Below are 23,784 nucleotides of genomic sequence, written 5' to 3'. Positions count from 1 at the left end.
CTGAGCTTTGTAAGCGGGGAAATTCGATTAATGCGTTGCCGTTGCCCCGGCATATTTGAACGGTAGATACTCGGCTTTCCAGAGATTGGCTTTAACGTAAGCCTCCAGATCGATGCCCACTAAATCCTGCCGGGTCGCGGAGCCGTCTTCCAGTGCTTTAGCCAATACCCGATTAGCCACAAATAAACTGACTTGCTTCAGATCGCCCACCGGCGGGAAAATCAGATCTGCAGCCGAACATTTCTCCACGATGTAGTCGGCCAAAGCATAGGCAGACTCCAAGACCATTGCGTCGCTAATCCGGCTGCACTCGCCTAGCACCGCGGCAAAGCCCAAGCCCGGAAAAATAAAGGCATTATTGCCCTGCCCAATCGGATAACGCCGGCCTTGATATTCTACGTCGGCGAATGGGCTGCCGGTCGCGACCATAGCCGAGCCTTGCGTCCACGCCAAGATGTCTTCCGGCGTGGCTTCGCAATTGGCGGTGGGGTTGGATAAAGGGAAAATAATCGGCTGAGCGTGGTTCGCCGCCATGGTTTTAATCACACTCTCGGTGAACAAACCCGGCACACCGGTGAGTCCGAGCAATACGGTCGGTTTGGCGTGAGTGACCACCTCCAGTAGGTTGGGCACTCTATCATCCGGAATATCCCAGTCGTGATAACTTTCCTGAGTATGCGATAGCGGTAATTTGTAGGCCTCGGTCGTAGCTTCCTTGACCACCAGACCATGCGCGTCGACCACGAAAATCCGCTGCAAAATTTGCTCCATGGTTAAACCTTCGCGCAGCATGCCTTTTTTAATGGTACTGGCCACGCCGAATCCGCCGGCACCGGCGCCCACCACCACTACGGTTTGTTCTGCGAGGGTTTCGCCTTTTTTATGGCAAGCCGAGAGCAGGCCGGCCAAGGCCATCGCTCCGGTGCCCTGGATGTCGTCGTTAAAACAGGGCAGCAGGTCTTTGTATTTGGCCAACAAATCGAAGGCGATGTTTTTCGCAAAATCTTCCCATTGGATAATGGCTTTGGGCCAGACTGTTTGTACCGCGTTAACAAATTTATCGACCAATTCGAAATAAGGCTGGTCGTGCAAGCGCTTGCTATGCGCGCCCAAATAGAACGGATCGTTCAGCAATTCGTTGCGGTTGGTGCCCACATCCAGATTGACCGGCAAGGTTTGAAACGGGCACATGCCGCCGCCGACGGTATACAGCCCCAGTTTGCCGATGCAAATCGCCAAACCGCCCATACCTTGGTCGCCGATACCCAAAATCGACGAAGAATCGGTCACCACAATCATACGAATATCGTGTAACGGGTAGTTTTGTAAAATGGTTTCGGCCCGGTCTATGTTGGCTGCCGAAAAAGTCAAACCGCGCGTGCTGGTGAAGTTGGAACTGAATTGTTGCACCGCCAAGCCTATGGTCGGGGTGTAGACGACAGGCACCATTTCGTCCAGATGCTGCTCCAACAGCGCGTAAAACAGCACCTCGTTACGGTCCTGCAGAGCCCGGAGAAATTGATACTTGGAAATATCGTTCGCTTGTTTTTGATAATTGACATACAAGCGGTCTAGTTGCTGAGCCATATCCGTGACTTGCGGCGGCAGCATGCCATCCAAGCCCAGTTCGATACGTTCCTGCACACTAAACGCCGTGCCTTTATTGGTGGCCGGTAGCCTGAGTAAGGTCACGCCCCGAATCGAAACCTCTACATATTTATTACCGTCGGCATCTAGCCGGTAGTCGAAATAATCGCTTAGCGTTGTCATTAAGTTTCCTTGAAAATATTTAATCGAAATCCCAGGGCGAACCAGGAGCTCGAATAGCACAAACGATGGCGCGTGTTCCCTTTATAACAGCCTAATCGGCGATGCGGTAGCCGAAAACACGCTGAATCGGCACTTTTTTTGTCGCTTATAGTTGCCGTGTTTCAAGGCGGTGCAATTACTGAGTGTTTACCGCAAAAATGCCCCAGATTGGCGCTTGTGAGATGATGTTCAGCAGGCTTAGCAAAGAAACTTAACAACACTTTTCCTACGTGAATCAAAAAACTCTGTTTGGTCATCCCATCGGCTTGTACGTGCTGTTTTTCACTGAAATGTGGGAGCGCTTTTCCTATTACGGCATGCGCGCTTTGCTGGTGTTGTATATGACCCAGCATTTAATTCGAGCCGCGCAAACCGATACCTTGGTATTCGGATTTGCGATGCTACGGACTGGTTTGGAAGCCTTTTTCGGGCCTTTATCCACGCAAGCCCTGGCCTCGCAGATTTACGGTTTATATACCGGCTTGGTGTACTTCACCCCGCTGTTCGGCGGCATTTTGGCGGACCGGGTGTTGGGGCCGCGCAAATGCGTGATAATCGGCTGCGTGTTGATGGCTATCGGCCATTTTTTGATGGCTGTCGAAGCGTTTTTCCTGTTGGCACTGCTGTTTTTGATTTTAGGTAACGGCTGTTTCAAGCCCAATATTTCGACGCAGGTCGGCAGTTTATATGCGCCCGGCGACCCACGCCGCGACGGCGCGTTTACGATTTTCTACATGGGAATCAACTTAGGCGCCTTTTTCTCGCCGTTGATCTGCGGCACCTTGGGGCAACGCTACGGCTGGCATTACGGTTTCGGCGCCGCCGGCGTTGGGATGTTGTTGGGTTTGCTGGTGTATTTGTTTGGGCAAAAATATCTGGGTGCGAATCAATTTGTTAAACCGGCGGCTGACGTGATCAAGCCTGAGCCGCTGACTATCAAGGAGTGGCAGGCCCTAGCAGGCTGGTGAAAAACCCGCCGATATTTCCCCTTACCCACGATGTTCGTGATTTTTTCGAGTTGAAATCGGTCATGACATCGAGTTTCAAGCGTTTTGCCCCGGTTTCAAGGGCTTTTTATTCGCCTGAAGCCGTCTGTGGACGGTTTTCAGGCGAACTCCACCCTAGGCGGGTGCACTCCACGCCGGTTTCGGCGTGAACACCAATAGGTTGAGCATGCGCGTCAGGTTGTAGGCGGCAAAGCAAAACAAGGCCTGACCCGCGACTTTGGCTAAGCCGATGTGACGGGTTTTGCGCAGGCCGCCGACCGTTTTGACCCAGCCAAAGGCTTCTTCGACGATTTTGCGGCGCTTGAGACTTTGGGCGTAACCTTTGCCGCGCGCGGTGCGGCCGTCGACGGCACTGCCAATCTTTTTGCGGGCCACATGGGCTTTGATATCACGGGACTCGAGTCCGTTGACGAACGCCGGTTGGTCATAGCCTTTGTCGGCACCGACGCTGCCACCTTGGGGCACGCGGCGTTTGATCATTTTTTGCGCGGCTTCGATTTCGGCGGTGCCGGTGGCTTGAGTGGTTTCGACATCGACAATCAGGCCGTTGCGATTCTCGGACAAGGCATGGGTGATGTAACGCAGTTTGGCCTCGGTGTATTCGCCTTTCTTGTAAAGCCGGGCTTCGGGATCGGTTGTACTTTGATGGGTGGCGTTGCTGCGCTTTTCGCCACTGAAGTCGATCTCGGGATTGCGGCCGGCGGGTTTATCGGGACCACTACCATCTTTTTTGACGAAGCTTTTGTGCGAGGCCCAGGCTTCAATGAGGCTACCGTCGACACTGAAGTGTTCGTCGGACACCAGATTTTGCCATTCGGCTATGGCCAGTACCCGCTCAAAAAATTCGCGACTCAGGGCTTCGGACAGCAGGCGTTCGCGGTTGGCACTGAACACTGTGCGTTCCCACACGGCGTCGTCGATGCCCAGACCGACAAACCAGCGAAACAACAGGTTGTAGTCCAGTTGTTCCATCAACTGACGCTCGCTACGGACCGTATACAGGACTTGTAACAGCAAGGCGCGCAGCAGTTTTTCAGGGGCAATCGAGGGACGGCCTGTGTGCGAGTAACGCTCGGCAAAGACGGCATCCATCGAGGCCAATACGCCATCAACCAGTAGCCGTAAACGACGCAACGGATGCTGTTTGGGAATACGGTCTTCCAGGCCAACATAGCTGAACCAGCTGTTTTGAATGGCATCGTGTCCGCGCATTGAAAGGCTCCAAATTTAGGTAGCCTATTTTAACAGTTAGCCGCTCATCTATGCCTTAGCTTACTTGGCTTTTCGAGTTTTTCACCAGCCTGCTAGGTGGATTAATGGCTTTAGCGGTACTGAATATCCTGTTCTGGGCAGTTTATGAGCAACAAGGTAATACTTTGCAACTGTTCGCCGAGCACAATACCGATTGGCATATCCTCGGTTGGGAAATGCCCTCCACCTGGTTTCAATCCCTGAATCCGGCCTTTATATTCTTGTTGGTACCCTTGATTGACCGCGTATCCCGGTACCGCACCAGTCAAGGCCGGCAAACTTCCAGCGTCGCCAAAATGGCATTCGGCTCGATATTGTTGGGCGCATCATTCCTGGTGCTGATTTTCGCGATTAGCGGTGTGCAATCCACCGAAAAAATCAGTTTCCTGTGGCTGGCGTTATGTACCTTGATTTACACGCTCGGCGAACTTTATCTGTCACCGGTTGGCTTGTCGCTGGTCAGCAAAGTCTCTCCGCCGCGCTTGGTAGGCATGCTAATGGGCATGTGGTTTCTGTCGACGTTTTTTGGCAATTATTTGTCTGGTTACATCGGCAGTTTTTACGAGCAAATGCCCAGACAGGATTTCTTTCTGTTATTGGCAGTGATCGGCGGCGCTACTGGCTTAGCTACATGGGCGTTCAAACCGCTATTAAAAAGGGCGGTCGGGTCGGATTAACCATCACGTATCAGTGTAGACCGACCACTTGCGATTGACAGGTTTGGTGACTGGCTGCGTTTAGCCGCTACCTGGCAATTTTTTGATTCTTCTCAGGATTCTTTATCCAATCGGTTTTGCAGTTGTCGGTATGGCGATGCGCGGCTTTATTGCGGCAATGCGAGCACATCACCATATGAATGCCAATCGCTAGTCGTTCGCTCAAACAGAGCTGATTGGTCAAACCTGTTGAGGTCAATATCGGTCTGCCGAACCAAGGAGACCAGTTTCTCAACACCGAAGGCATCCGGTAGAATGTCTAAATGCCAGCTTACGAGCAGAACACCGAGATCCGATCAGACTCATGAGGACAACTCACTATGCAAACTGTTAAACAAATTGTCCACGATATTGCCGACCACCTGACCGAACAGGCTACCTTTGACGATGCCATGTATGCCATCTATGTGCGGCAGAAGCTTGAGCAATCGTTACACGCAGCAGCGGAAGGTAAAGTCACATCACAGGAAGATATGGAAAAACGCTATCTACATGATGCGAGTTGAATGGTCTGATCTGGCTCGAGACGATCTTGACGATTTAGTCCGTTACATTAGTCGCGATTCGTCCTTTTATGCCCGTCGCTTCGGCCAAAAAATCGTGCTTGCCACGCGACGACTGAAGGATTTTCCAGAAAGCGGTAGGTTGATTCCAGAAGCTGACGATAAATCTATACGAGAAATTATTGTGCAGAGCTATCGCGTCATGTACCGTTTGGAATCGAATCGCGTGTTGATTCTTGCCATCATGCACGGCCGCCGTGATGTCGCTGGACACGAGGAAAAGCCATGGGACGACGCTTAAAAAGGGTATTCGCGGTTGAACCTAATCCCCAAAAGCCGAAAGTGATCTTTGTGATTTAGAACATCGCGGTATGAAGATTAGTGGCCGCGATTGGTTAAAACCTACGCCGAGACAGGTCGTCGTAGGCATAGCTGGCCAGGCTGACGGTGCCATTCTCCAGCAGCGCGGTCGGCCGGTTGAGGGCGTCGTAGCTGGCCGTGATGTAGAACGCGGTCGCTTCCGGCCAGGTGGTGCGGTTGCCGGCCGGGTCGTATTGGTGGGCCAGGGTTTTACGGCCGACCAGGTCGTACCCTAAAGGGCATAAATAACTGAAGCTGATGTTGTCGGCGGCAGTCGGATAGGTCCGGCTCAGCAAACGGTTGAGGTTGTCGTAGGCCAGGGTGATGCTTTGGCCGTTACGTTTGCGCAAGCTGGTGACGTTGCTGTTGGCGTCGTAGGCCACTTGTTCGAAGTCGGTGGCCGAGGAGGCACCGGCGGTGACTTTGTCCGGATACAGGGTTTTCAGTTTCCGGTCGTGACCGTCGTATTGATAGGTGGTCAGCTGGTTTTTGGCATCCTTGACGGTGAGCGGCAGGCCGTTGTTGCTGTAGGTGTAGGTCGCGTAGTTCTGCGCGATACTGCTACCCACGGCTTTTTTGAGGATCTGCACGCTGTCGTCGCTGTTGTAGACGGTCTGAGTGACACGGTTGCCACCGTCGGCCGCCGGCAGGTTTTCGGTCAGGGTATTCAGACGGTCCAGGTTGTCGTAGACGTAGTCGGCGACGGTGACCGGGGCGGCCGCAGCCGGACAGGTGGTGTCGGCCGTGGTGGTGCCAGGGCCCCAGGCTTTCAGCAGTTTGCCGCTCGGGGTGTAGCTGCTGCAGGACACCAGCCATTGGGTACCGATCTGCGCGGCGCTGCGGATCAGGCGGCCGTCGGCGTCGTAAGCTTGCTTGGTGAGTTTGCCCAGGGCGTTGGTCAGCTGCGTCGGCCGCCGTTGGTTGTCGTAAGCGGTGGCTACGGTGTCGGTGACGTCGGTGCGTGGGCCGTTGACTTGGGTCAGGTTACCGACCGCATCATAAGTATAAGTGCTGGTCAGGTTGAGCTTACCGGTACCGGTACCGGCATCGGCATCGGCATCGGCATCGGCAACCACGGTTTGCGGCACGTATTTGTTGGTGGCGTGGTGGGTACAAGACCAGTTTCCCAACGATGGTAGTCACGACGTCAAGCTTGTAGAATAATGTCTCAAAAAGCACGCTAATGCCCACTACCAGTTGCGCTCTGACCAATACCAGACAAGCCTGTCGTCAGCTACTAAACGAGGATTAAATATGCAACCGCAAGTTCAACATATGGTGGAGAAACTGGAACACCTCTCGCCGGATCGTTTGGCGGAAGTGGACGATTTTATTGACTTTTTACAACAACGCGATCAGGACAACCGTTTACGGCGGGACTTCGCCCACCTCTCCGAAACCGCGTTCGCAAAGCTCTGGAACAACGACGAAGATGCTATCTACGACCAGCTATGACTTCGGCGATGTGGTTTTGGTAGCCTTTCCGTTCACCAATCTGCAAGCCACCAAGAAGCGTCCCGCCGTGATCGTCAGCCGCCAAAGCTATCAACAGAACCGGCCCGATGTGATTTTGATGGCCATCACCAGCCAGATCAGGCAACCTCTGACCACCGGCGAAGCCATTCTGCAAGACTGGCAGGCAGCGGGGTTGGCCAAACCTTCGGTGCTCAAGCCGTTGCTCGTTACCTTGGAGCAAACTCAGATCGTCAAGGCGATGGGGCGCTTGTCAATAACTGATCGTGAAGTGCTGGGCAAAGTACTTCAGACGATTTTGGGTGAGTAATGCGATGACGCCCGCGTAAGGCTCGCAACAGCCGAGTGGGTTTTAGCGTAGTGGCTTCCGTCAGGCTGCGTGGCGGGTGCCTGACGAAATGGACTAAAACATACGGCGCAATACGGCGTTGCCTATTGACGCCCTAACGATTGCGGCTTACGGCCTTTTTTTAAGTCCGGTAAACGCGCATAGGAGTTACTTAGGAAGTGTTAAACCCCTATTTTCTAGCACTTCTTTATCTTCTGGATGAAGATAATATTCGGTAGGAGAGGTATAAGCTCTACCAGCATAATCAACCACCCTGCCATTAAGTTCGCGAGCCAACTCGATCATCCAACTCAAGGTTGTTGAGTCAGGATTTTTGATCATACATTCGCCACTGTTCAAATAGAGTTTGCCTTTGGCTTTTCCACTGGGATCAACGACCAGAGTATCCTTTTCCTGTTTGGAACCAGTTTCGCTTGGCCGTAATTCCAGATCATTGCGAACCTTGGCTAGATCAATAAATTGTTCCCTGGTTGGAGGCAAAAGTCTGTAGCTTTTTTTTCGACCAAGAAACCACGGCGCATAGCGAGTTTCTCGGCCAACGATTATCCAATAAAGCCCTTTTCTTACTGTCTTGGCCTTATCCTTATCGTTCATAAAAAGCTACTTCATCAATTTGTTTGCTGCTATGCCAAATCCTAGACCGGCGTCTAATTTCCAAGCATTGGTCAAACCCTGGCCGCGTTCATAAATCAAAGGGATACCAGAACCTGCGCCATATTGTCTTTCATGCTTCGCCCATTGACCTGCGGTAGTAAGGTCTGCCCACAAATTAGTACCGGACCAAGAGATATCAGCTCCCCCTCTAGCCCTATTTGCCCCTGTAAAAGCATTGGTCGCTCCGGAACTCAAGATATTGCCGTCGTTCAGGATATTTCCGACCATATCGTGATAGCGCGATCCTTGCACCGCCGCATTTGACGTTGTTGGCGCCATCCGCGTGACTTGATGCGCTACGTCGGCAACTTGAGACACATCGTATCCGATTTGAGCGGATGTTCGAATTGAATTCCCAGCTTCCAAGGATTTCAAGCCTGCACTGACGCCTGCCGGCAAAAACGGTATGGCCGTTGCCACGCTATCGTAAACAAGGCCTACCGCATCCAAAGTCGCCCATCCCCAATTGCCTTGGCTAACATTCGCGGCAAGCGATGTGGCCCCCAAAGCGATATTCGCAACATCCCAGGCAGTTTCGAGAAATAAACCGCTTGGATCGCGACGATTAAACGGATTATTCCCCACATAGGCATACAGGTTCAAGCCGTCTTGATAGCCAATCGGATCGGTCTGCAAGAACCGGCCGATGGCGGGCGAGTACATTCTGGCTTTGTAGTAGTACAGGTTGAGCGGTCCCAGCAGCTGCTGGCCGGTGTAGCGGAAGCGGACGCCGGTGGTGGCATTCGGTTCGCCATAGGGGCCGTAGCTTAAGGTGGCGGTACTGGTGCCGGCACTGTTGGCGGTGGCGACGATGCTGCCTTGGTGGTCGCTGTACAGCCAGGTTTTGTTGGTGGTGACGGCGCCTTCGTACCAGACTAAGGGTTGGTCAACGCCAGGGCCGTGTACGTAGCGTCTCAGCAGGGTGCCGGTGCTGTTGTATTCGGCCACCAGGTCGCTGCCGTCGTAGCTCAGGTTGGTGACGACGCCGGCCAGGGTGGTTTGGCTCAAGCGGCCGGCGCCGTCGTAGGTCAGGCTGTTGGCCGAGCCGGTTTTGTTGGCGCTGGTCAGCTGGTTGTCGAGGTTGTACCCTAAAGGGCATAAATAGGCGTAAGTCCACACGCCGTCACCACCCAGGTTGCCGTTGGCGTCGTAGCTTAAGGTGCTGCCGGCGGCTGTGGCGTATTGGTTCAGGCCGTTGGCGGTGTAGCTGCGGGTGCCGTTGGTGTAGCCGGTCCATTGGTAGCTGTTGTTGGTCCAGCTGGCGGCTTTGATGTCTTGCACCTGGTTGCGGGTGTAGCTCCAGGTGTTGTCCTGGGCGGTGCCGGCCAGGTTTTGGGTCAGGCTGGCCAGCGCCGACTGGCTGTCGTAGCCGGTGACGGTGGTGGTGCCGTTACCCAGGGTGACGGTGGTGCGCTGCGACAGGTCGTCGTAGGCGTAGCTGGCCAGGCTGACGGTGCCGTCCAGCAGCGCGAGTAGGTTCGAATAACGAAGCGTATTCGGACGTATGTCGTTATAAAGCCGCCTGACCACCGCCGGCGGCAAAACCCTGGCCTACCAATAAGACCCGGCCGGCAACCTCATGCCTGACGGCATAATTTCATCTCAGCAGCAGGCGCTGTCAGCCTTGGCTGATTCGCTGCCGGGTCCGGGTGAGCAGTCGAATAGGCCGAAATGCCGGGTTTTGTCGCCCAATATTTGAAAGTGTTCGCCATAGCGGCTACCTGCCAGCATGTCGGCGGTGTTTCCGCAGACTCTTAACGGCCGGCCGGTTTCGAAATGATGATGATCGTCCAAATCAAAACTGTGCGGGTGTTGTTCAATAGTGCCCAAATACGTCGCGACTTGGCCGAAGTCCTCGCAACGGTCTTCCAGGGGCATTTTAAAGGCGCGCACCGTCACCGAATCGAACTTGACCATGCCGATTTTGGCGAACACGTCCGGGTCGTCGATGCTGATGGGGTTTTGCTTGACCTTGCGGACATCGGGGCAGTCTAGGTCCTGCAATATGCGCCGGAAGTCTTCCCAATACAAAGCACCGCCCAGACATTCGCCTAATAGCACCGGGTCCTGGCGCAGTTCGAACGGGATGCGGCGATCGGCAAAAACATCGGAAAAATACAGCTCGCCGCCGGGCTTCAACACCCGGAATATTTCCGCCAGCACGCTGGGTTTTTCCGGCGACAGGTTGATCACGCAATTGGAGACCACCACGTCGACACTGTTGTCGGCGATACCTACGGTGTGCAGGTTTTCGATGTGACCGTGCAAAAACTCAACATTGGCAAACCCAAAGCGTTCGGCGTGCCAGTTGCGATGACGCACGGCCACTTCTAGTTGCTCGGGAGTCATGTCTACGCCGATTACCCGTCCTGACGCGCCGACCAGCTTCGACAACAGATAGCAATCGCGGCCGGTGCCGCAGCCCAAATCCAGCACGGTTTTACCCGTTAATGCGGGGGGGGAAGGGGGAGCCGCAGCCGTAAAACCGTTCCAACACTTCGGGATGCAGGTTGGTCAGCAAGGCTTTTAAATAGCTTGGCATGGCGTCGATGCTGCAACAGGCGCTGGTTTTCAGATCGTTGCTGGATTGCAAGACCTGACCATAATAATGGCGGACCGATTCGCTGATTTCGATACTGGTAGTCATGGAAAGCCTCGTGTTTTTTATTATTGAAGATAAGTGCTAAGGGCGTTTTAAATGGCTGCGGCACAGATAGCCGCGCAGGGTAGGGCCCGCAGCCAGGATAAGGCAATCGATGCAATCACTCCAGTATTGGCCTAGCCGCTGCCAAGTCGATACCGAATTGGTTTGTGTGTCCGGAAAGCTGTGACGGGGCGTCAGAATCACCGGCATTCCGGCATAAGCTGTGAAGGCAATTCTGAACGGTAATGTACGTATCAACTCGTCCGGGAAATTGGCGGTACTGCTGCTGAATAGAATAGGGGGAGCATCGGAAATTTCCTTCATCGGATCGGTGACACGCTCTAAGTTGTAAGGGTTGGCTTAATCCTTACAACAATATTCCACAACAGATAAATCGCTGCTTGGTTCTGATGATAAACGCAATGCCATTAAGTTCAGCTTGGGCATTGTTCATGCCGTATAAGCCCCATCGATCCTCTTTTTAAAAGGGGAAGAGCTTAAATTTGATGTTATTGATGATGACGCCCCTGTGAACGGAAAGACTGATTCTTTCAGGCACTGCTTGACAAATAATCATAGAATCTCAGCTCCAACGGCATACCCACGGTAAATAGGCTCGGGTTAATAAATAGTTAAAGCCCAAGCCATGAATAGACGGCCGAGCTGAGATGATAGTAGTAAAGTCTGGCGCTACTGGATAGTGCCGGTACAGCTCAATTTCTGAGCAAACAGTAACGGAGCGGAGAGCGAGGTTTTCATTGCACCCGTTCAGAATGACCGGGATTGCGTGATTTTTATCCCGTTTGCCCGGACTGTGCTTGGTGTAATGCCACGAAGTCGGACATCGTCAGGCTACCAATAACGTTGGCATCGTTGTCCAGTATGTCGTAAAGCACCCCGGTGCTGCGGATGCTGAACAACAGGATGACGGCAATGTCGCCGCCGCCTTCCCGGTGCGGCACCTCGCTGGCTGGGCTGAGGGTGTAGCTGCCGACAGGTCTGATCTCCTTCAAAGTGCCGTCGGCGTGGTAGATTCTATGTTCGCCTTGGATGACGAAAATGTGGTTTGGGGCTTTGTGACGGTGCAGCACTATTTGTTGGCCGGCGGCAAATTTGAACAAGACGTCGGCAATGTTGGCGTCGGTGTCGATGTTCAGAATGAAATAGCGTAAATGCTCGAAGCCCTCCAGGGTTTGCCAATCGATACGGCGGTCGTCGAAAAGATATGTGTTCATGGTGTGTTCTCTGCTTGATAGTGGCTGGGTATGCAGGCTGTGTTTGGGCTCTGAATATCGCGGACAGTTGCAGTGTAGGTGAGGCGGTGGCCTGGGTAAGCTGATATTTGCCCGAAAAGGGCGGGCAAATTGCCCGCTCTTACGTGGTGGTCGAACCGCGTGGCCGACATCAAAGGCAGGCAGTTGGTCACTGATGCAGGCCTGGCACGGTGGGCAATAACTGCACAGGGTTTGGTTTCCCGCCGCTGTTTGTTGTAGGATTCAAGTATGAACCGGCCAGCCGTTGGCGGGCTCCTGAAACAATCGCGTCCAAAAGCGTGGCGCCATTCAACTCTATCGTAAATTATGAAACAGCCGGATATGAGCATCGATGCTCGCAAGCAGGAATTGGCCCACTATTTGGAAAAACAACCCTATATGACGGAGTTGGATGGCATCACTTTGAAGATTGCGAAAAATGTGTTTCCGTCCGATTTTGGGTTGACCAGCTCATTTTTTGGGAATTTCATTCTGCAACAACCGCCCGCCGAAATGGCTTTGGATATGGGCTGCGGCAGCGGCTATTTCGCGTTTTTGTTAAAAAAAATAGGCTGCGAAAGCGTCATGGGTGTCGATTTTAATCGGGACGCGGTAGATTGCACCCTGGAAAACTCGCGCTTGAATCCTGACTTGGCACCTATCGATTTTCTGCATAGCGATTTATTTGCCGATGTGCCGCACACGCTGTTCGACCTGATCGTTTTTAATTTCAATTATTATCCTTCCGACGGCACCTTCGGGCTGAACGAAGACGGTGGGCGCGATATATTGAAACGGTTTTTCCATCAAGTGAAAGACTATATTACCGAGCACACGCGGATTTATATTCCCTACTCAGATTTCGTCGGCGAGGAGCACGATCCGAAAAACATTGGTCCGGATTTCGGTTTTTCGGTTACCGTGGAAGAAAGCACCGTTAACCATGCCGGCGCGCATCATATTTATAAGGTCATGAAAGCGTAATTATTGTGGCGTCTGTCATGTCATTTTCGATGGCACGGGTCCTGCGTTTAGCGATAACGGTTTGCTAGGTGCTTTTAGGAATTCTCTTAACGTCTTTTTAACTAATGGTGGAGCAATGATTGTCGCTAGCTGGAACATCGAAAAAAACGGGCAGGGCTCGGCCATAGAGAAGCAGGCTTTGGTTTCAAGTTTTATCGACAATATGCTCAAACCTGCCATAGTGGATGTGCTTTTTATATGCGAGGTACACGGGGCTCGTGAAGATGCTTATGTTAATTTCCTCGATAAAGTATACAACCAGACCGATTGGCCTAGTTATTGTGTACAGTGCTTACACGGTGGGCATAGCAATAGCTATGTCGTGGCGATTCGCCGTAAACCTGGCCTGGACTTTGGTTTTCAGGGGGATTTTCTAGGCCTGAACCGAGGGTTGTTTTCGGTCCACGCGCATGCATTCGCTCACTATAACGGTTACCTTCATTTTGGTCACTTCAAGTCCGGTCAAACCGGATTGACAAAGTATCAATTGAAATCAGCCGCAAGTATGCAGGATGCAACCTGGGCGATCACCGGGGATTTGAATTGGGAAATCGGTAACCACGCGAATTTGGACATTCAGGGATCTCATTCGCACGATGTCTGGCAGGGGCAAGGTACGCATAAAGCCAATAGCGGATTGGTTAACACCTTAGACTGGGTTTTGGCCAGCAATTTGGTGCGGATTGAGCCGATTCCGCTCGATCCGAGAGTTTATGATATGGAGGCGCCCGATCATCGGCCGTTGCTCTTCAATATAACCTCTGCTGACCAGCTTATCTTCTAAGGCGCCGGTATCCAAAATATGTGGCTTGTAGATTCGAGATGGATAGTTCCTGTTTTCGGCGTTGAACATCTTGCGGTCTATTTTTTCGGTGATTCTATGTCGGTGGGGCTAAATGATGGGGCCCCGCGCCGTCTGGCTGCTTGTTTAGCGGCCTTTTGCTCGCGGATGGCGGCCAGTTCCAGCATTTCCGCTTCTATCATCTCGGGGGTTTCCAGGGTGATTTGACCCAAGGTGCCGGCGCGCAATTCATTCATTAATAGTTTGGCGGCTTTGTCCAATTCGACGATGCCGCCGCTTCGCAAACAGCCGCGCTTTGCGCCGATGGCTTGTAATAGCGCGAGCGGTTCTTCTGGCAAAGGTGCCAAACGATAGCGCTGGCTTAACTGCTCTGGGTAGGCTGTACGCAGATATTCCAAGGCATACAGTGCGATGTCGTCGTGTTGGAAAGCGGTATCCTTGATCGCGCCGCTTACTGCCAGTCGGTAGCCGCTGTGGCGGTTTTCCACATTGGGCCAGAGTACGCCAGGGGTGTCGGATAGTACGATGTTATTGGCCAAATTGATGCGTTGCTGCTGTTTGGTAACGGCAGGTTCGTTGCCTGTCTTGGCGATGGTACGGCCGGCCAGCACATTAATAATGGTGGATTTGCCGACGTTAGGGATGCCCATGATCATGGTGCGGATGACCTTGTTGGCGGCGGTTTTCTCCGGCAGCATCTTCGCGCACAAGTCGATAATCTGTTTGATTTTTTCCGGTTGTTGGGTAGTGACGGCCAGAGTTTTCACGGCCTGTTCCCGTTCCAGATAGGTTTGCCATGTTTTAGTCAGTTCCGGATCGGCTAAATCGGTTTTGCTGAGGACGCGGATGGTGGGTTTGTCGCCGCGCAGACTCGCCAGCATCGGGTTTTGGCTACTGTAAGGAATGCGGGCGTCGAGTATTTCGATCAGCAAATCGATGTCGGGCAAGGCGTGCTTGATCTCCTTGCTGGCCTTGTGCATGTGGCCGGGATACCATTGAATTTGCATGGGTTGTGCTGCGGTAAGTGGAAAAAATAGAATTGTACCTTTTATCCGGCCGGCGCTATTGATTACTGGTTTGTCTTTAGGGCTTATAGGTGCAGGATGGTAAGCGCCCTTTAACAGGGGCAGCGCCCTGATATGTTTAAGGCGGGATTTCTGCGCGCCGTAGCGCGCCGCGGCGGTAGACGTAGAGGGCCGGTTGTTGCTACAATCCAGTCTATTTTTGGTGCTTTTGGCACATCTCGACGCAAGTCTTTCACACTCATCCCGGAGAAAACTCTATGGCAATTAAAGTTGCAATTAACGGTTATGGTCGTATCGGTCGCAATGTCATGCGCGCTTTGTACGAATCAGGTCGCACCAACGAGATCCAAGTGGTCGCTATCAACGATTTGGGCGATTCCAAAACCAACGCACACTTGACCAAATACGACACCGTACATGGTAAATTCCCGTTTGATGTGTCTGTCGACGGCGATTACATTGTGATCAACGGCGACAAAATCCGGGTATTTGCTGAAAGAGATCCCGCTAAATTGCCTTGGGCGGAATTGGGTATTGATGTTGTGCACGAGTGTACCGGTTTCTTTACCAGCAAAGCTAAAGCGTCCGCGCACATCACTGCCGGCGCAAAAAAAGTCATCATTTCTGCTCCTGGAGGCAATGATGTCGATGCAACCATTGTTTACGGTGTTAACCACCAAACCCTGAAAGCATCCGACACCGTTATCTCCAATGCCTCTTGCACCACCAACTGCTTGGCGCCTTTGGTTAAACCGTTGATGGACACCATCGGTGTTGATCACGGTTTGATGACGACCATCCACTCGTATACTAACGACCAAGTGTTGACCGATGTATACCACAGCGACTTGCACCGCGCGCGCTCCGCTACGCAATCCATGATCCCCACCAAAACCGGTGCAGCTGCGGCGGTTGGTTTGGTATTGCCGGAAATGAAAGGCAAGCTGGACGGTTTTGCGATGCGCGTACCCACCATCAACGTTTCTGTGGTGGATTTGTGCTTCCAAGCCTCACGTAACACTACTAAAGAAGAAATCGACGGCATTTTGCGCGAAGCGGCTGCCGGTCCATTGAAAGGCATTTTGGCGATCAACGACGAGCCATTGGTGTCTATGGACTTCAACCACAACCCACATTCTTCAATCTACGAAGCAGGTCTGACCAAAGTCACCGGCGGCAATTTCGTGAAAGTCCTGTCCTGGTACGACAACGAATGGGGTTTTTCAAACCGTATGCTCGATACCACGGTTGCTTTGTTCAACGCTAAATAAGGGTTTACATGCTGCTACGAAGAACGAAAATCCTGGCTACGCTGGGACCTGCTACGGACAAGCCCGGTGTACTTGAAGAGTTGTTCGAGGCTGGAATCGATGTTGTAAGGCTTAATTTCTCGCACGGTTCGGCGCAGGATCATATTGATCGCGCCAACCGAGTTCGCGAATTAAGCAAGAAAACCGGCCGCAGGGTCGGTATTCTGGCCGATTTGCAAGGTCCGAAAATCCGTATCGAGCGGTTTAAAGAGAACAAAGTCTGGTTGGAAGAAGGTCAAGCTTTTGCTTTGGACATTAATCTAGGCAAACTGGATGGCGACAACACCCAAGTCGGCATCAGCTACGAGCCGTTGGCGCGTGAAGTGAAACCGGGTACACGGTTGTTGCTGGACGACGGGCGGGTTGTATTGGACGTGGTCAATGTTGAAAACAACACCCGCGTCAATACCACGGTAGTAGTTGGCGGCGATTTGTCCAACAACAAAGGCATCAATTTGTTGGGTGGCGGTTTGTCCGCGGCAGCTTTGACTGACAAAGACAAGGAAGACATCAAAACCATTGCGGTGATTCAAGCCGATTACGTGGCGATTTCCTTCCCGCGTACGGCAGCCGATATGAATGAAGCTCGTGAGCTGTTGCAAGCGGCTGGCTCCTACGCCGGTTTGGTTGCCAAGGTAGAGCGTGCCGAAGCGATGGAGGTCATCGACGAAATCATCTTGGCCTCCGACGCGATTATGGTCGCGCGTGGCGACTTGGGTGTGGAAATCGGCGACGCCAATTTGCCGGCTGCGCAAAAACTGCTGATCAGCCGTTCGCGCGAGTTGAACCGGGCGGTGATCACGGCTACGCAAATGATGGAGTCGATGATCGAGAATCCGATCCCGACCCGTGCAGAAGTATTCGATGTGGCCAACGCCATTGTCGATGGTACCGATGCGATCATGTTGTCCGCTGAAACCGCCTCAGGCAAGCATCCGGTGAAAACCGTGCAAGCCATGGTTCGCATTTGTTTGGAAACTGAAAAGCAACCGAGCGTGACCAAGTCCATGCACAGGATGACCGACAAGTTCGAACGGATGGACGAAGCGATTGCGATGTCTGCGATGTATATGGCCAACCATACCAAAATTGCCGGTATAGCGTCTTTGACCGAGTCGGGTTCTACTCCGCTTTGGATGTCGCGGATCAGCTCGGATATTCCTATCTTTGCCTTCAGCAGTCAGGAGCGCACTTTGGGGCGTGTGACTCTTTACAAAGGTGTGTTTCCGATTCCGTTTGCTAAGGAGAAAATGGAGTCGGCCAGCGTGACCGACAGCCTGATCAAGGCTTTGAAAGTCCGTGGTGTCGTAAAAGCGGGCGATGCACTGATCCGCACCAAAGGCGACTTGACCGGCGCCAGCGGCGGGACTAACTCCCTGAAGGTCATTACTGTCACCGACTAATTTTTTAGTCGGCTTGTCCTGTTTCGCGGCGTTCGGTTTATCCGCACGCCGCGTTTTTAATATATTCTAAGCAGCATCCAGTTTGGCGTAAGCCAGCATCAGCCATTTGATGCCCGCGTTGCGGAAATTGATTTGCACCCGCTCTTGTTCGCCTTCGCCTTCCATTTGTAGTACCACGCCTTCGCCGAATTTTTCGTGCCTGACAGGCTGTCCGAGTTTGTAAGTACCCTTGCTGCCCAAGCCTTTGGACTGCGATGCGCTATTGGTAGAAGGTCTGCTGACATTGGCGCGCAACCTGATTTCCTGAATCGAATCCGGCGGCAGTTCGCGCAAAAACCTAGAGGCGCGCGGATAACTATCCTTGCCGTAAAGCCGCCGCGACTCGGCGTGCGTCAGATATAGCTGTTGCATTGCCCGAGTTATGCCGACATAGCACAACCGGCGCTCTTCCTGTAATCGCCCGGGATCGTCCAGCGCTTGTTGTGAAGGGAATAGGCCTTCTTCCAGGCCCACCAGAAACACCAGTTTAAATTCCAAACCCTTGGCGGAATGCAGTGTCATCAACTGTACGCAATCTTCATCGACTTCGCCTTGCATTTCGCCGGCTTCCAATGCGGCGTGCGCTAAGAACATGTCCAACTCGCCCAGGTTTTCGGCGTTTTCGCTGTCGTAATCAAATAGTCTGGCGGCGTTGACTAACTCCTCCAGGTTTTCCACTCTGGCTTCGCCTTTATCTTGTTTTTCTTTTTTATACAGCTCGATCAAGCCGCTGGTTTCGACGACTTGTTTGACCGTTTCATGCAGACTCAAATCTTTAGTTGTTTCGCCGAGCGCGATAATCAGGTTTAAAAAACCACGCAGGGCATTGCTGGCGCGGGCAGGTAGTTGATTGCGTTCCAACATCGCCAACGCGGCTTGCCACAGTGATAGTTGCTGTTCGCGGGCCAAAATGCGCATATCGTCCAGGGTTTTGGCCCCAATACCGCGTGTTGGCGTATTCACTACCCGTTCAAACGAAGGGTCATCGTGCGGGTTGGTAGACAGTCGTAAATAGGCGAGGGCATTTTTGATTTCCATACGCTCGAAAAATCGCAGGCCGCCGTATACCCTGTAAGGGGTGGCGGTGGTCATCAAGCGTTCTTCAAACTGCCGCGATTGGGCGTTGGAGCGATACAAAATCGCCGTTTCGCTGCGTAGGCCGCCGTCTTTCACCCATTGCCGAATTTTCTCGACCACGAAATAGGCTTCGTCTTGCTCGTTAAATGCGGAATACAAGGAAATGGCCTGACCTTCGCCGGCAGCAGTCCATAATTCCTTACCCATCCGGTTATCGTTGTTGGCGATCAGGGTGTTGGCGGCTTTCAGTATGTGGCCGGTGGAGCGGTAGTTTTGCTCCAGGCGAACGATGCCGTGCTCGGGATAGTGATTTTGGAAATTGAAAATATTCTCGATTTTGGCGCCGCGCCAGCCGTAGATCGATTGATCGTCGTCGCCGACCACGAACAGATTGTTGTTGCCTTCGGTAAGCAGGCGCAGCCAGGCGTATTGGATGGTGTTGGTATCTTGAAATTCGTCGACATGGACTTGTTGGAAACGCTGCCGGTAAAAGGCCAATAAGTCCTCGTTATCGCGCAACAGTTCATGAGCTCTCAGTAATAGCTCGGCAAAATCCACCAAGCCGGAGCGTTGGCACACGTCTTCATATGCCAGGTAAATATCCTTCATCTGCCGGTTATAAAAATCGCCGTTGTCGTGCATATGCTTGGCGCGGATGCCTTCGTCTTTTTGGGCATTGATAAACCATTGCGCCTGCTTGGGCGGCCATTTGCTGTCGTCCAGATTCAGGTTTTTCATCAGCCGCTTGATGATGCGCAATTGGTCGTCGCTATCCATCACTTGAAAGGTGTCGGGCAATTTGGCTTGCTTGGCGTGTTGCCTCAATAAGCGGTGGGCCAGGCCGTGGAAAGTGCCTATCCACATGGCGCGGGCTGGGGTTTCGAGCAACTCTTCGATACGGTTGCGCATTTCGTTGGCGGCCTTGTTGGTAAAGGTCACCGCCAAGATGTTATAGGGCGAAATGTGGTTGACTTGAATATGCCAGGCGATGCGATGCACCAATACCCGGGTTTTGCCGCTACCGGCCCCGGCCAATACCAGCATGGCTTGCATGGGAGCGGAAACGGCCAGACGCTGGTCGTCGTTTAAGGAGGTGATGATAGAAGAGACGTCCATTTTTTATAGCTTGCAGATTTTGAGGAGCTGTGTATATTTGCTTGCCTTTAAGGGAAAGCCGTGCGTCGGGACTAATAACTACAACACAGAGAGGATTGGAAATGAGCTTCGATTATAAACGTTTGATCAAATTTGAGCACAACATCGGCGAGAAAGATAAGAAAGTTCGCATGGTTTCTGGCGTGGTGTTGCTCAGCGTATCGCTGTTTACCGCCAGCATCCTGATGTTGTTGGTTGGCTTGGTCTTGGTTGCGACCAGTTATTCCGGCTGGTGCCCGGTATATTCCGGTATGGACAAAAATACCTTGGGTGCTGATGCAGGGTCTACCGGTCAATAACTGCTAGTGGCCAGCTCCGAATCTGCGCCTTTGGCGCGGATTCGGATTCAAAAAAACCTTATTAATCTTGTTTGTTGTACTCGCCTTCGATAATGGTTTGCGAGTCTCGTGCCTGTTTAAACACAGAGCCCATCTGAGTTTGCAGCAAATGATGCTCGATGATGTACTGGGCAATCTTTCTGCGTAAGGTTGGAATCAGACAAGCGAAACCCAACAGGTCGGTGAAAAATCCCGGCGTCAATAACAGCGCTCCGCCTACCAGCAATATCGGGCCCTCGATCATTTCATAAGCAGGAATTTCCCCTTGTGCCAACCCGGACTGGAAGCGCTGCCAGGTGGTGAAACCTTGCCGACGTAGTAGCCAAGCGCCCAAAACCGCAGTAAAAACCACCAGTAAAATAGTGGGAAAGGCGCCGATCAAGCCACCGACTTGCAATAGCACGTATATTTCCACAAACGGCACGATCAAAAAAGCGATAAACAGAATTTGCATGGTTTTCATGGTGAGTCCGGTTGCGGTAAAAAGCCGCTAATACTAAGAGCATCTTGGTGCAAATTCCAGGATAATATCGCGATGTATCAATTGATTCTTTGTACCTGCCCGGACCTAGAGGTTGCTGACAAACTGGCCGGCACTCTGATAACCCAAAAATTAGCGGCCTGCGTGAATATCCTGCCAGGAGTGCGCTCGGTCTATGAATGGCAAGGTGAAATTGAAACCGCTCAGGAACATTTGCTGCTCATCAAAAGTCATCAAGACCGCTATGCGGCCATTGAAGCGACGCTGAAAAGCCTACACCCTTACCAACTCCCGGAAATTATTGCGGTCGCGATAGAAAACGGCTCGCTGGATTATTTGAAATGGATAGACTCATGCCTTGGCATCGACTGATTTTATTATGTTTATTCGCTGTTTTTTGGCGCACTGCGGCGGCGCTGGACAGCCAGGATTTTTTGCCCCCGGAGCAGGCATTCAAGTTAACTGCTACGGCCGAAACTGCCGATAAAGTTGAATTGCATTGGCAGATAGTCGAAGGCTACCACCTGTATCGCGATAAGACCAAGTTCCAGTCACAAACCGAATCGATTCAGCTGGGCCAGGCGAGTATGCCGGAAGGCGTTACCGAGCATGACCCAAGTTTGGGTGACGTGGTGGTGTATCGTAATACCTTGGATGTCGTGTTGCCGCTGATTAAGCAAGGCCGTGAAACCCAATTAAAGCTGCTGGTTAAATACCAAGGTTGTGCGGATGCCGGGGTTTGTTATCCGCCGCAAAAAGTGCTGCTGGATGTGGCGCTCCCTGCAGCTCCGCCTTCTGCAAACAGTGGAGCGCTTAACCAGTTTGTCAAAGGTCTAAAGGGCTGGTCTCCCGGTTTGTTTTCCGAAGAGTTATTGCCGGCGGAACAAGCTTTTCAGTTTTTCGCCACTTTGAAAGATCCGCATACTGTGCAAGCAACCTGGCAAATTGCCGAGGGTTATTACCTCTATAAGGATAAGTTGTCGGTTAAAGCGGAAGGCTCCACCCAAACGCGGCTGACGCCGTTGCAACTTCCGGAAGGGGCTGCTTACCACGACGCTGAGTTTGGTCAGGTGCAAATCTACCGAAACCAGATCAGCGTCGATATACCGCTGTTACGAGATAGCAAGGCCGCCGAAACCATTGAGTTGCTGGCAAAGTTTCAAGGTTGCGCCGACCGCGGTGTGTGCTATCCGCCCATGCAAACTAAAGTGAGCCTTGACTTGCCGCCCACTGATGTATTGCCGCAAGCCAAACCGGCCGCGGTTGCCGAGTTGTCGGAGCAGGACAAAATCGTCAATGCTTTGCGGCATGATAGCTTGGCACTGACTTTATTCAGCTTCTTCGGGTTCGGCTTGTTGCTGGCCTTTACCCCCTGCGTGTTTCCGATGATTCCGATTTTATCCGGGATCATCGTCGGCCATGGTGATCAAATCGGTACGCGCAAGGCCTTTTTGCTGTCCTTGAGTTATGTACTGGCTTCGGCGTTGATGTATACGCTGTTCGGTATCTTGGCCGCTTTGTTCGGCAGCAACCTGCAAGCGACTTTTCAAGAGCCTTGGGTAATCGCCGTGTTTTCAGGATTATTCGTGCTGTTATCGCTGTCGATGTTTGGTTTTTACCATTTGGAGCTGCCTAAATCGCTGCAATCCGCCTTGCATCACTCCAGCGATAAGCATCGCGATGGGTCTTACCTTGGCGCCGGTATCATGGGGGCGCTGTCGTCGCTGATCGTCGGGCCCTGCGTGGCGGCCCCGCTGGCAGCGGCATTGATTTACATCGGTCAAACCGGTGATGTGGTGTTGGGCGGTTTGGCGTTGTTCATGATGGGCCTTGGTATGGGTGCACCGTTATTGCTGTTGGGCGCATCAGCTGGAAAACTGCTGCCCAAGGCCGGCGATTGGCTGAATGCCACCAAAGCCGTATTCGGCGTGGCGATGCTGGCCGTGGCGGTGTGGATGTTATCGCGGATTCTGCCGGCTGCGGTGACGATGTTTTTGTGGGCTTTGTTATTGGTTATTCCGGCCATATTTCTCGGGGCAATCGATTCTTTGCCGGAAGCGGCTTCCGGTTGGCGTAAACTGTGGAAAGGTTTGGGCATTATCATGCTCGTATTTGGCGTTCTGCAGTTGATCGGCTTGAGCGCCGGAAACGACAATCCCCTAAAGCCCCTGCAAGGCATGGGTTTCAATGCGCAAGCGCAGGAACCGGTTCAGGGGCTTAGTTTTCAGCGGGTGGCATCGGTGGCGGAATTGGAGCAACGCATCCAGCAGGCAACGGCCAGCGGCAAGCTGGTGATGCTGGATTTCTATGCCGATTGGTGCATTTCCTGTAAAGAGATGGAGGCTTACACCTTCACCGATCCGCAGGTTAAGCGACAATTGGCTGATTTTGTGCTGCTCCAGGCCGACGTGACCGATAACAATGAGGCAGATAAAGCCTTGTTAAAACGCTTCGAGCTAGTTGGGCCGCCGGGCATCATATTTTTCGGTGCCGATGGCCGTGAACAGGCGGCGCGGCGCGTGATCGGCTACCAGGATGCCGCTACTTTTTTAAGAACCTTGCAACAACTATGAATAAAAAAATCATACTGATAGTCACCGCTATTGCCTTTGTTGCGCTGGCGGCTGGTCTGTTTGTCAGACAATATTTCGCAGCCCCCGAAGCCGGTAAGCCGACTCCGCAAATCAATTTCAGCTTGCCTGACCTGGCGGATACGCCGCAATCGGTCACGCAATGGCAAGGCAAAATATTAATTATCAACTTCTGGGCAACCTGGTGTCCGCCCTGTTTGAAGGAAATTCCCGAGTTCATCAAGCTGCAGGACGAGTATAAAGACAAAGGAGTGCAGTTTGTCGGTATTGCCATCGAAGACAAGCAACCGGTAGAAGACTACCTTAAGCGTATCAAGATCAATTATCCGGTGTTGATTGGCGGCGAAGGTGCAACGATGTTGGCTCAACAGCTGGGCAATGTCATCAACACCGTGCCATTCACGGTGATCATTAATCAACAAGGGCAAATTGTGCATCATCAATTAGGCGAATTGACCCGAGACAAAGTGCTGGAAGTGATTGCACCGTTGTTGACGGCAAAATGACTGAAAAATCGCTAA

26 protein-coding genes are annotated in these 23,784 nt (G+C 52.4%); 14 read left to right on the top strand and 12 right to left on the bottom strand.

Features of this window, described 5'->3' with window-relative positions; genetic code table 11:
- Positions 1–27: 27 nt before the first annotated feature.
- The gene (locus ACWAU0_RS00200; RefSeq protein WP_458137995.1) at positions 28–1,770 is read right to left on the bottom strand and encodes an NAD-dependent malic enzyme; all 1,743 of its coding nucleotides are present in this window, start codon (positions 1,768–1,770) and stop codon (positions 28–30) included.
- A gap of 269 nt (positions 1,771–2,039) precedes the next feature.
- On the opposite strand from ACWAU0_RS00200, the gene ACWAU0_RS00195 reads away from it, so the two are divergent.
- Complete coding sequence (locus ACWAU0_RS00195) at positions 2,040–2,777, top strand: peptide MFS transporter (RefSeq protein ID WP_458137994.1); 738 nt, start codon at positions 2,040–2,042, stop codon at positions 2,775–2,777.
- A gap of 153 nt (positions 2,778–2,930) precedes the next feature.
- On the opposite strand, the gene ACWAU0_RS00190 is transcribed toward ACWAU0_RS00195, so the two are convergent.
- Entirely contained in the window at positions 2,931–4,028 is a 1,098-nt protein-coding gene (locus ACWAU0_RS00190) for an IS5 family transposase (protein WP_458137750.1), read from the bottom strand.
- Positions 4,029–4,132: 104 nt separating this feature from the next.
- Between ACWAU0_RS00190 and ACWAU0_RS00185 the strand changes: the two genes are divergently transcribed.
- From ACWAU0_RS00185 to ACWAU0_RS00175, 3 genes are all read left to right on the top strand, one after another.
- Positions 4,133–4,744 (top strand): oligopeptide:H+ symporter, encoded by a 612-nt coding sequence (locus tag ACWAU0_RS00185; protein WP_458137993.1) that lies wholly within the window; start codon positions 4,133–4,135, stop codon positions 4,742–4,744.
- A 359-nt stretch (positions 4,745–5,103) separates the two neighbouring features.
- Positions 5,104–5,289 carry a hypothetical protein gene (locus ACWAU0_RS00180; protein ID WP_458137992.1) on the top strand — a complete coding sequence of 62 codons (186 nt, stop codon included), beginning with the start codon at positions 5,104–5,106 and terminating at the stop codon, positions 5,287–5,289.
- Entirely contained in the window at positions 5,276–5,587 is a 312-nt protein-coding gene (locus ACWAU0_RS00175; protein WP_458137991.1) for a type II toxin-antitoxin system RelE/ParE family toxin, read from the top strand. The genes ACWAU0_RS00180 and ACWAU0_RS00175 overlap by 14 nt, the downstream gene beginning before the upstream one ends.
- 94 nt (positions 5,588–5,681) lie before the next feature.
- Here ACWAU0_RS00175 and ACWAU0_RS00170 read toward each other — a convergent pair whose 3' ends face one another.
- Positions 5,682–6,776 (bottom strand): hypothetical protein, encoded by a 1,095-nt coding sequence (locus ACWAU0_RS00170; RefSeq protein WP_458137990.1) that lies wholly within the window; start codon positions 6,774–6,776, stop codon positions 5,682–5,684.
- A 124-nt stretch (positions 6,777–6,900) separates the two neighbouring features.
- On the opposite strand from ACWAU0_RS00170, the gene ACWAU0_RS00165 reads away from it, so the two are divergent.
- Positions 6,901–7,101, top strand: a complete 201-nt coding sequence (locus tag ACWAU0_RS00165) for a toxin-antitoxin system, antitoxin component, Xre family protein (protein WP_458137989.1) — start codon at positions 6,901–6,903, stop codon at positions 7,099–7,101.
- Positions 7,079–7,429, top strand: a complete 351-nt coding sequence (locus tag ACWAU0_RS00160) for a type II toxin-antitoxin system PemK/MazF family toxin (RefSeq protein ID WP_458137988.1) — start codon at positions 7,079–7,081, stop codon at positions 7,427–7,429. Before ACWAU0_RS00165 ends, ACWAU0_RS00160 begins: the two co-directional genes overlap by 23 nt.
- A gap of 186 nt (positions 7,430–7,615) precedes the next feature.
- On the opposite strand, the gene ACWAU0_RS00155 is transcribed toward ACWAU0_RS00160, so the two are convergent.
- The 6 genes from ACWAU0_RS00155 to ACWAU0_RS00130 form a co-directional block, all read right to left on the bottom strand.
- Positions 7,616–8,062 (bottom strand): hypothetical protein, encoded by a 447-nt coding sequence (locus tag ACWAU0_RS00155; RefSeq protein ID WP_458137987.1) that lies wholly within the window; start codon positions 8,060–8,062, stop codon positions 7,616–7,618.
- A 6-nt stretch (positions 8,063–8,068) separates the two neighbouring features.
- A complete protein-coding gene (locus ACWAU0_RS00150) occupies positions 8,069–9,664 on the bottom strand; it encodes an RHS repeat-associated core domain-containing protein (protein ID WP_458137986.1) in 1,596 nt (531 codons plus the stop codon).
- Between the two features lie 60 nt (positions 9,665–9,724).
- Positions 9,725–10,558, bottom strand: coding sequence for a methyltransferase domain-containing protein (locus ACWAU0_RS00145; protein ID WP_458137985.1), 834 nt, complete (start codon positions 10,556–10,558; stop codon positions 9,725–9,727).
- A 4-nt stretch (positions 10,559–10,562) separates the two neighbouring features.
- Complete coding sequence (locus ACWAU0_RS00140; RefSeq protein ID WP_458137984.1) at positions 10,563–10,769, bottom strand: hypothetical protein; 207 nt, start codon at positions 10,767–10,769, stop codon at positions 10,563–10,565.
- Positions 10,770–10,805: 36 nt separating this feature from the next.
- Positions 10,806–11,090: a hypothetical protein gene (locus ACWAU0_RS00135; protein ID WP_458137983.1), complete on the bottom strand. Its 285-nt coding sequence runs from the start codon at positions 11,088–11,090 to the stop codon at positions 10,806–10,808.
- A 470-nt stretch (positions 11,091–11,560) separates the two neighbouring features.
- Positions 11,561–12,001 (bottom strand): cupin domain-containing protein, encoded by a 441-nt coding sequence (locus ACWAU0_RS00130; RefSeq protein WP_458137982.1) that lies wholly within the window; start codon positions 11,999–12,001, stop codon positions 11,561–11,563.
- 345 nt (positions 12,002–12,346) lie between these two features.
- Here ACWAU0_RS00130 and ACWAU0_RS00125 point away from each other — a divergent pair, with 345 nt between their 5' ends.
- Positions 12,347–13,003, top strand: coding sequence for a methyltransferase (locus ACWAU0_RS00125; protein WP_458137981.1), 657 nt, complete (start codon positions 12,347–12,349; stop codon positions 13,001–13,003).
- A 115-nt stretch (positions 13,004–13,118) separates the two neighbouring features.
- Positions 13,119–13,826: an endonuclease/exonuclease/phosphatase family protein gene (locus ACWAU0_RS00120; RefSeq protein ID WP_192394207.1), complete on the top strand. Its 708-nt coding sequence runs from the start codon at positions 13,119–13,121 to the stop codon at positions 13,824–13,826.
- A gap of 77 nt (positions 13,827–13,903) precedes the next feature.
- On the opposite strand, the gene ylqF is transcribed toward ACWAU0_RS00120, so the two are convergent.
- Positions 13,904–14,851: a ribosome biogenesis GTPase YlqF gene (gene ylqF / locus ACWAU0_RS00115; RefSeq protein WP_458137980.1), complete on the bottom strand. Its 948-nt coding sequence runs from the start codon at positions 14,849–14,851 to the stop codon at positions 13,904–13,906.
- Between the two features lie 275 nt (positions 14,852–15,126).
- On the opposite strand from ylqF, the gene gap reads away from it, so the two are divergent.
- On the top strand, positions 15,127–16,140 hold the full coding sequence (gene gap / locus ACWAU0_RS00110; protein ID WP_020482577.1) for a type I glyceraldehyde-3-phosphate dehydrogenase: 1,014 nt from the start codon (positions 15,127–15,129) through the stop codon (positions 16,138–16,140).
- A gap of 8 nt (positions 16,141–16,148) precedes the next feature.
- The gene (gene pyk / locus ACWAU0_RS00105; protein WP_033158956.1) at positions 16,149–17,582 is read left to right on the top strand and encodes a pyruvate kinase; all 1,434 of its coding nucleotides are present in this window, start codon (positions 16,149–16,151) and stop codon (positions 17,580–17,582) included.
- A 66-nt stretch (positions 17,583–17,648) separates the two neighbouring features.
- Here pyk and uvrD read toward each other — a convergent pair whose 3' ends face one another.
- On the bottom strand, positions 17,649–19,814 hold the full coding sequence (uvrD, locus tag ACWAU0_RS00100; protein ID WP_458137979.1) for a DNA helicase II: 2,166 nt from the start codon (positions 19,812–19,814) through the stop codon (positions 17,649–17,651).
- 101 nt (positions 19,815–19,915) lie between these two features.
- On the opposite strand from uvrD, the gene ACWAU0_RS00095 reads away from it, so the two are divergent.
- On the top strand, positions 19,916–20,152 hold the full coding sequence (locus ACWAU0_RS00095; RefSeq protein ID WP_101051651.1) for a YgaP family membrane protein: 237 nt from the start codon (positions 19,916–19,918) through the stop codon (positions 20,150–20,152).
- Between the two features lie 61 nt (positions 20,153–20,213).
- Here ACWAU0_RS00095 and ACWAU0_RS00090 read toward each other — a convergent pair whose 3' ends face one another.
- Positions 20,214–20,654, bottom strand: a complete 441-nt coding sequence (locus ACWAU0_RS00090) for an FxsA family protein (RefSeq protein WP_033158959.1) — start codon at positions 20,652–20,654, stop codon at positions 20,214–20,216.
- 72 nt (positions 20,655–20,726) lie between these two features.
- On the opposite strand from ACWAU0_RS00090, the gene cutA reads away from it, so the two are divergent.
- From cutA to ACWAU0_RS00075, 3 genes are read left to right on the top strand one after another with little or no spacing between them, the layout of a single operon-like run.
- Entirely contained in the window at positions 20,727–21,044 is a 318-nt protein-coding gene (cutA, locus tag ACWAU0_RS00085) for a divalent-cation tolerance protein CutA (RefSeq protein ID WP_458137978.1), read from the top strand.
- On the top strand, positions 21,026–23,245 hold the full coding sequence (locus ACWAU0_RS00080; RefSeq protein ID WP_458137977.1) for a protein-disulfide reductase DsbD: 2,220 nt from the start codon (positions 21,026–21,028) through the stop codon (positions 23,243–23,245). The genes cutA and ACWAU0_RS00080 overlap by 19 nt, the downstream gene beginning before the upstream one ends.
- Positions 23,242–23,769: a TlpA family protein disulfide reductase gene (locus ACWAU0_RS00075; RefSeq protein WP_458137976.1), complete on the top strand. Its 528-nt coding sequence runs from the start codon at positions 23,242–23,244 to the stop codon at positions 23,767–23,769. The genes ACWAU0_RS00080 and ACWAU0_RS00075 overlap by 4 nt, the downstream gene beginning before the upstream one ends.
- Positions 23,770–23,784 lie beyond the last annotated feature (15 nt).

It is taken from the genome of Methylomonas sp. Uni0009 (assembly GCF_054188105.3).
This window is presented reverse-complemented; position numbering and strand designations above follow the sequence as displayed.

Coding starts and splice junctions, on each gene's coding strand:
- ylqF (WP_458137980.1), bottom strand. CDS start 14,851: ATGCAAATTCAATGGTATCCCGGCCACATGCACAAGGCCAGCAAGGAG.
- ACWAU0_RS00130 (WP_458137982.1), bottom strand. CDS start 12,001: ATGAACACATATCTTTTCGACGACCGCCGTATCGATTGGCAAACCCTG.
- ACWAU0_RS00075 (WP_458137976.1), top strand. CDS start 23,242: ATGAATAAAAAAATCATACTGATAGTCACCGCTATTGCCTTTGTTGCG.
- pyk (WP_033158956.1), top strand. CDS start 16,149: ATGCTGCTACGAAGAACGAAAATCCTGGCTACGCTGGGACCTGCTACG.
- ACWAU0_RS00120 (WP_192394207.1), top strand. CDS start 13,119: ATGATTGTCGCTAGCTGGAACATCGAAAAAAACGGGCAGGGCTCGGCC.
- cutA (WP_458137978.1), top strand. CDS start 20,727: ATGTATCAATTGATTCTTTGTACCTGCCCGGACCTAGAGGTTGCTGAC.
- uvrD (WP_458137979.1), bottom strand. CDS start 19,814: ATGGACGTCTCTTCTATCATCACCTCCTTAAACGACGACCAGCGTCTG.
- ACWAU0_RS00090 (WP_033158959.1), bottom strand. CDS start 20,654: ATGAAAACCATGCAAATTCTGTTTATCGCTTTTTTGATCGTGCCGTTT.
- ACWAU0_RS00095 (WP_101051651.1), top strand. CDS start 19,916: ATGAGCTTCGATTATAAACGTTTGATCAAATTTGAGCACAACATCGGC.
- ACWAU0_RS00190 (WP_458137750.1), bottom strand. CDS start 4,028: ATGCGCGGACACGATGCCATTCAAAACAGCTGGTTCAGCTATGTTGGC.
- ACWAU0_RS00200 (WP_458137995.1), bottom strand. CDS start 1,770: ATGACAACGCTAAGCGATTATTTCGACTACCGGCTAGATGCCGACGGT.
- ACWAU0_RS00140 (WP_458137984.1), bottom strand. CDS start 10,769: ATGACTACCAGTATCGAAATCAGCGAATCGGTCCGCCATTATTATGGT.
- ACWAU0_RS00175 (WP_458137991.1), top strand. CDS start 5,276: ATGATGCGAGTTGAATGGTCTGATCTGGCTCGAGACGATCTTGACGAT.
- ACWAU0_RS00155 (WP_458137987.1), bottom strand. CDS start 8,062: ATGAACGATAAGGATAAGGCCAAGACAGTAAGAAAAGGGCTTTATTGG.
- gap (WP_020482577.1), top strand. CDS start 15,127: ATGGCAATTAAAGTTGCAATTAACGGTTATGGTCGTATCGGTCGCAAT.
- ACWAU0_RS00080 (WP_458137977.1), top strand. CDS start 21,026: ATGCCTTGGCATCGACTGATTTTATTATGTTTATTCGCTGTTTTTTGG.
- ACWAU0_RS00125 (WP_458137981.1), top strand. CDS start 12,347: ATGAAACAGCCGGATATGAGCATCGATGCTCGCAAGCAGGAATTGGCC.
- ACWAU0_RS00165 (WP_458137989.1), top strand. CDS start 6,901: ATGCAACCGCAAGTTCAACATATGGTGGAGAAACTGGAACACCTCTCG.
- ACWAU0_RS00160 (WP_458137988.1), top strand. CDS start 7,079: ATGCTATCTACGACCAGCTATGACTTCGGCGATGTGGTTTTGGTAGCC.
- ACWAU0_RS00185 (WP_458137993.1), top strand. CDS start 4,133: ATGGCTTTAGCGGTACTGAATATCCTGTTCTGGGCAGTTTATGAGCAA.
- ACWAU0_RS00135 (WP_458137983.1), bottom strand. CDS start 11,090: ATGAAGGAAATTTCCGATGCTCCCCCTATTCTATTCAGCAGCAGTACC.
- ACWAU0_RS00180 (WP_458137992.1), top strand. CDS start 5,104: ATGCAAACTGTTAAACAAATTGTCCACGATATTGCCGACCACCTGACC.